Raw genomic sequence first — 6,444 nt, forward strand, 5'->3', positions numbered from 1 at the left:
GCGCACGCACGGCCACGGCCGGCGCGCGCGGCGCCGCTGGCAATGGGACAGGGGCGGCGGCGGAAGGTTCCCGGCCGGGACCGCGCGGCGTCACACTCCGTGGCAGTCGCCCGAGGCCCGGACGGGGCCGGGCGTTCGGCGCCACATGCGCCATGGCGCCCCGCGCAGACGCACCAGGCAAGGCCGCTGCCGTCCATGGCGTCACATCGCCGGCTCCGGATAGACCGGCCCGGCCATCCACGGCCGGGCGTTCGGCCATGCGCGAACCTGCGGTTCGCAAGCGCATGGCCTCCTTCGATCCGCTCGTCCGCTGCGCCAGATGACTGCGCAGCCGTCCATGGCGCGGCATCGCGAGCGCCGGAACCACCGGCCCGGCCATCCCTGGCCGGGCGTTCGGCGCCACATGCGCCATGGCGCATAAGCGTGGCACCTCACCCAATCGCATTGGTGAGGTCGTAGAGGGGGACGAGGACGGAGATGATCACCAGGCCGACCACCGAGGCCAGGACCAGGGTGATCGCCGGCACCATCGCCGCCAGCAGGCGGTCGATGGCCTGGGCGGTTTCCTGCTCGAAGGTGTCGGCGGTCTTCAGCAGCATGATGTCGAGCGCGCCCGATTCCTCGCCGACCTGGATCATCTGCAGTGCCAGGCGCGGGAAGCGCTTGCCCTTGGACAGCGACGCCGACAGCCCATGGCCGTTCTTGACGTCGTCGGCGGCGGCGCCGACGTCGGCGGTCAGCGCCAGGTTCGACAGCACGTTGCGGGAGATGCCCAGCGCCGCCAGCAACGGCACGCCGTTGCGCAGCAACGTACCGAGGGTGCGGGTCAGGCGCGCGGTCTCCAGCCGCGAAATCAGCACGCCGACGAAGCGCTGGCGCAGCAGCCAGGCGTCGAAGCTGGCACGGAATGCGGGGTCGCGGCGCTTGCGGTCCACCGCCAGGATGGTCACGCCCGGCACCACTAGCAGCACGATCCACCAGTCGCGCACGAACAGGCCCACGCTCAGCACCGCCTGGGTGAACCACGGCAGGGCCACGTCCAGGCTCTCGTACATCTGTGCGAACTGCGGCACCACGTAGCCGAGCAGGAACAGCAGCGCGCAGCCGACCACGCTGACCAGGATCGCCGGATAGATCAGCGCGTTGATCACCCGTCCGCGCAGTTCGCGGCTGCGCTCCAGGTACTCGGCCAGGCGCTGCAGGGTGTCGTGCAGGCTGCCGCCGGCCTCGCCGGCGCGCACCATGTTGATGTACAGGCGCGAGAACAGCCCGTGCTGGCGCTCCAGCGCGGTGGACAGCGGCGCGCCGCCGCGCACCGCGTCGCGGATGTCGCCGACGGTGCGCTTGGAACGTTCGTCCTCGGGCAGCTCGAGCAGGATCGACAGCGCGCGATCCAGCGGCTGGCCGGCGCCGAGCAGGGTCGCCAGCTGCTGGGTGAACTGCACCAGCGCCGCGCCGTCGAACGGCTTGGGCCGGAACAACCCGCGCAGCGAGGTGCCGCCGCCCTCGGCGGCGAGCCGGGCCTGCATCGGCATATGCCCCTGCTCCTGCAGGCGCAGCGCCACCTCCGCCTCGCTGGCGGCTTCCATCTGCCCTTCCAGGACCTCGCCATGCGAGTCCAGGGCCTTGTAGCGGTACAGGGGCATCAGGGCTGGGAGTGGGGAATGGGGAATCGGGAATGGGAACGCGCGTCGTGCGCGGTCCATGCGTTCCCGAGCGCGGACCGCCGGCGCATGGCGCAGCGACACGTCGTCACCACCGGAGCGCAGATCGCGCGCATCAGGTTTCCTCCGTCACGCGCAGCACTTCCTCGATCGTGGTCTGGCCGCTGAGCGCCTTGGCCAGGCCGTCCTCGTACATGGTGCGCATGCCGGCCTCACGCGCCAGTTGCTCGATCTCGCCCATGCCGGCGTGGCGCATCACCGCACGGCGCAGCACGTCGTTCATCACCAGGAATTCCATGATGGTGGTGCGGCCGACATAGCCGGTCGGCGCGATCGCCGAGGGCCGCGGGCGGTACAGGAAGATCTCGCCTTCCGGCTGCAGCCGGCGCAGTTCGAACTTCTCGATCTCCTCCGGCGAGGCCGCATAGCGCTCGGCGTGGGTCGGCTCCAGCCGCCGCACCAGGCGCTGGGCCAGGATGCCGTTGATGGTGGAGGTCAGCAGGTAGTCCTCCACACCCATGTCGAGCAGGCGGGTGATGCCGCCGGCGGCGTTGTTGGTGTGCAGCGTCGACAGCACCAGGTGGCCGGTCAGCGCGGACTGGATGGCGATGCGCGCCGTCTCCAGGTCGCGCATTTCGCCGATCATGATGATGTCCGGGTCCTGGCGCACGATGCTGCGCAGCGCGTGCGAAAAGTCCAGGCCGATCTGCGGCTTGGCCTGAATCTGGTTGATGCCCTCGATCTGGTATTCGACCGGGTCCTCGACGGTGATGATCTTGACGTCGGCGGTGTTGAGCTGGCTCAGCGCGGTGTACAGCGTGGTGGTCTTGCCCGAGCCGGTGGGGCCGGTGACCAGCAGGATGCCGTGCGGCTGCTCCAGCACCTTGCGGAACTGCGGCAGGAACGCGTCGGTGAAGCCGAGCCGGTGGAAGTCGAACACCACGGTCTCGCGGTCGAGCAGGCGCATCACCACGCTCTCGCCGTGCGCGGTGGGCACGGTGCTCACGCGCAGGTCCAGCTCCTTGCCCTGCACCCGCAGCATGATGCGGCCGTCCTGCGGCAGGCGGCGCTCGGCGATGTTGAGCTTGGCCATGATCTTGACGCGGCTGATCACCGCCGCGGTCAGGTTGGCCGGCGGGCTCTCGCCGTCGATCAGCACGCCGTCGACGCGGTAGCGCACCTTCAGCCGGCTCTCGAACGGCTCGATATGGATGTCCGAGGCGCGCAGTTCCACCGCGCGCTGGATCACCAGGTTGACCAGGCGGATCACCGGCGCCTCGGAGGCCAGGTCGCGCAGGTGCTCGATGTCGTCGGCGGCGACGCTGTCGCCGTCGGCGGTTTCCACGATCGCGCCCATCGCGCTGCGGCCCTGGCCGAACCAGCGCTCGATCAGGTCGTCGATCTCCGAGCGCAGGCCGACCCGCGGCAGCACCTGCAGGCCGGTGGCCAGGCGCACCGCGTCGGCGGCGTAGGCGTCGTGCGGATCGGCCATCCACAGTTCCAGCACGCCGTCGCGCTCGCCGAGGGGACATACATGGAACTGCTTGAGGAAGCGCAGCGACAGTGGCTGCGCCTCGGGCAGGCTCTCCGGCGCGGTGGCCGGCAGCTGCTTGGCGTCGAGCAGGGGCAGGCCCAGGACTTCGGCGCTGAGCTCGGCATGGTCGCGCTCGGAGACCAGGCCCAGGCGCGCCAGCAGCGCCAGCAGGCTGCCGCCGGATTCGCGCTGCAATTGCCGCGCGCGCGCCAGGTCGCCGTCCTTGAGCCGACCCTTGGCCAGCAACGCCGCGATGATGCGGGTTTCGGGCGTCTCCACGGCGACGGCAGTGTCCTTCACGAGCGCATTCACGCGATCCCTCCCAGATGACCTTGCGACTTTAGCAGTTCGGCATGACCCGACGCCGAATCCGGCGCACTCCCCCGCCGCTGTCTACCGGGCGGCCAGCGGACCGGCACCGGCAGGCCCGCCACGGTCATCGGCCTGACATCCTGGCAGGACATTGTGGGCAGTTGCGTTGCGCGCTGCAGCGGTCGCGGGGCGGGCCGACACGGCGCTGCCCCAGATGCAGGAAACCCGGCCGGAGCCGGGTTTCCTGGAACCGCATGGCGCTTCCCTGCGCCGCGTACGCTTACTGGCGCGCGACCAGGCTGACGCCGTTGTAGGTGCTCTCGCCGACCAGCTTGATGTAGTAGGTGCCGGCCTGCGGCGCGGTGAAGCGCACCGTCTCGTTGTTGCCCGGACGGGTCGACTTGGCGTCGGCGTTGCCGGTGCCCGGCTCCTTGCCGAAGCTCACATACAGCGACACATTGCCGCTGCCGCCGTAGGTGAGGAAGCTCAGCACCGCACCGGCCTTGGCCTCGAAGCTGTACAGCGCCTCGTTGCCCGCGGCACCGGCCAGGCCCGCCACCGCCACCTTGTTGGTCAGCGCGGTCGCCGGCGGTGCGCACTGCTCGGTGGCCGGATCGCACGGCTCTTCCAGCGCCTTGGCCAGGGCGGCCTTGGCGTCGACGATGCCGGTGCCGATCGGGGTGCTGGACGGGATCGACACCGGGAACGGACGCGCGGTCTGCTTGAGCAGGGTCTCCAGCGCCGCCGGGGTCAGCGGCGCCTTGCCCGCGGCGATCAGCGCGCTCTGCACCAGCGCGGCCACCGCGGCCACGTGGGGCGAGGCCATCGAGGTGCCGCCCAGGCCCATGTAGGTGTAGTTGCCGGAGGTCGGCGTGGTCGCGCCGCTGTAGCCGTTCTGCCAGATGTAGCCGCCCGGGTTGCCGTCGACGCTGCCGCCGCCGCCCGGACCGGACAGGTCCACCTTGGCGCCGAAGTTGGAGTAGTAGGTGATGCCGCCGGTGATGCGGGTGGCGCCGACCGCGATCACGTTGTCGCAGCTGGCCGGGCTGAAGTTGGCGGCATTGGCGGTGTTGTTGCCGGCGGCCACCACCACCGTGGTGCCGCGCGACACCGCGCCGTTGATCGCGTCCTGGGTGGCGCTGTCGCAGGCGCCGCCGCCGCCCAGGCTCATGTTGATGATCTCGGCCGGGTTCTGGTTGGCCGGCACGCCGGACACGGTGCCGCCCGAGGCCCAGACGATGGCGTCGGCGATGTCGGAAGTGTAGCCGCCGCACTTGCCGAGCACGCGCACCGGCAGCACGGTGGCGTTGGGCGCCACGCCGGCCATGCCGACGCCGTTGTTGGTGGCTTCGGCGACGGTACCGGCGACATGGCTGCCGTGCCAGGAGCTGGCATCGGCCACCGAGCCGGCGTAGCACTCGTTGTCGTTCTCGACCCAGTCGCCGTAGTCCAGCGCGCCCGGCACGCGGGCGTCGGTCGGACGCCGCGAGACCTCCTTGTCGGAGATGAAGTCGTAGCCCTGCAGCAGGTTCACCGCCACGTCCGGGTGATTCGGCAGGATGCCGGTATCGAGCACCGCGACGACGACACCGTCGCCCTTGGACACGTCCCACGCGGCCGGCAGGTTGATGCCGCCGGTGGCGTTGCTGTAGTGCCACTGGTACTGCGCGTACAGCGGATCGTTGGGCACCAACTGCGGCTGCACCTGCGTCTTGGCCCGCAGCACCTCGACCGGCCGCAGCTTGGCGTCGACCTGCGCGTACTTCACCGTCGGGTCGGCGGCGATCTCCGCCACCACCTTGTCCAGGTCGGCCTTGCTCAGCTTGCCGGTCAGGCGGATCAGGTCCGCGCCGATGCCCAGGGTCCGCACATACTCGGCGCGCACGCTGGCCGCGGCCGCGCGCGAAATGCCGTTGCTGCCGCCGAGGCTGGCACGGCCCACCGCCGACTGCACCGTCGACAGCTTGGCGCTGCGGTCGCTGGCCGCGGCGGTGCCGGCGTTGTAGCGCACCAGGATGCGGTTGGAGGTCACCGCATCGGCCGGCGCGGACCTGCCCGGTTCCTTGACCGGCAGCGGCGCCGAGGCGCTGGCCGCGATCGCGCTCGAGGCTCCCAGCGACATCGCCAGCATGGCGGCGGCGATGGCATTGATACGAAGGTTTTGCTTGTCGATCACGTTGACGTCCTCTTCAAAGTTTCGTGGATCAGGCGACAGTTGCGGCCGTAAAACTCCCTCTACCGAATCCGTTGGCCGGCCCAGCCAAGGTCCTGTGGTCTGCCCCCTCAGGCCATTGCGTGGCGGACGGCGGCACGCGCCGCCGTCCGCGATGGATCACCAGCCGAAACCGGCACCGATGCCGATGGAGCTGTCGTCGCTGCTGAAGGCACCGCCGATGGTCACCGTGGCGCGGTCGCTGAAGGCGCGCTGGTAGCCCACCGACAGCGCCGACTCGCCGTTCTGGAAGCCGATGCCGGCACCGACCCGGTTCTGGGTGCGGATGCCGGCGGCGCTGGTGGCCATGTTGAGCATGGCCGCGCTCATCGCGCCCTGGCGGTCGATGCGGCGGTCCTGGTCGCGCAACCGCGCATCGACGTCGCCGCGCAGCACCTCGAAGCTGTCGGCCATGGTGCCGAAGCGTGCATCGGTGTACGACTTGGCCGTAGCCACGCCGTTGTCGAGCTGGCTCTTGTTGACCGCATCGGTGGCCTGGGTGCCGGCGGCGACGTTGGCGAGCTGGCGCTCGTTGCCGGCGCTGCCGATGGAGACCGTCTGCGCGCGATCGGCCACCGAACCCTGCCCCAGGGCGACCGCCCCCTGCGCGGTGGCGCTGGCGCCCTGGCCGAGCGCGGTACCCGAAGCCGCGCTGACGCTGGCGCCCTCGCCCATCGCCACCGCGTTGGTCGCCACCGCCGCGATGTGGCTGTTGGCGCCCA

General features: G+C 70.7%; 4 protein-coding genes. All 4 read right to left on the reverse strand.

What is annotated here, in order from left to right; all coding sequences use genetic code 11:
- Positions 1 to 431: 431 nt before the first annotated feature.
- A complete protein-coding gene (locus D180_RS07540; RefSeq protein ID WP_017908693.1) occupies positions 432 to 1,646 on the reverse strand; it encodes a type II secretion system F family protein in 1,215 nt (404 codons plus the stop codon).
- Positions 1,647 to 1,779: 133 nt separating this feature from the next.
- Positions 1,780 to 3,510, reverse strand: coding sequence for a type II secretion system ATPase GspE (gspE, locus tag D180_RS07545; RefSeq protein WP_017908692.1), 1,731 nt, complete (start codon positions 3,508 to 3,510; stop codon positions 1,780 to 1,782).
- 280 nt (positions 3,511 to 3,790) lie between these two features.
- The gene (locus D180_RS07550; RefSeq protein ID WP_017912311.1) at positions 3,791 to 5,686 is read right to left on the reverse strand and encodes a S8 family peptidase; all 1,896 of its coding nucleotides are present in this window, start codon (positions 5,684 to 5,686) and stop codon (positions 3,791 to 3,793) included.
- A 156-nt stretch (positions 5,687 to 5,842) separates the two neighbouring features.
- The coding region (locus D180_RS07555) for a YadA-like family protein (RefSeq protein ID WP_198526523.1) at positions 5,843 to 6,444 on the reverse strand (602 nt) is incomplete at its 5' end.

This window comes from Xanthomonas sp. SHU 166, assembly GCF_000364685.1.
GTDB classification, from domain to species: Bacteria; Pseudomonadota; Gammaproteobacteria; order Xanthomonadales; family Xanthomonadaceae; genus Xanthomonas_A; species Xanthomonas_A sontii.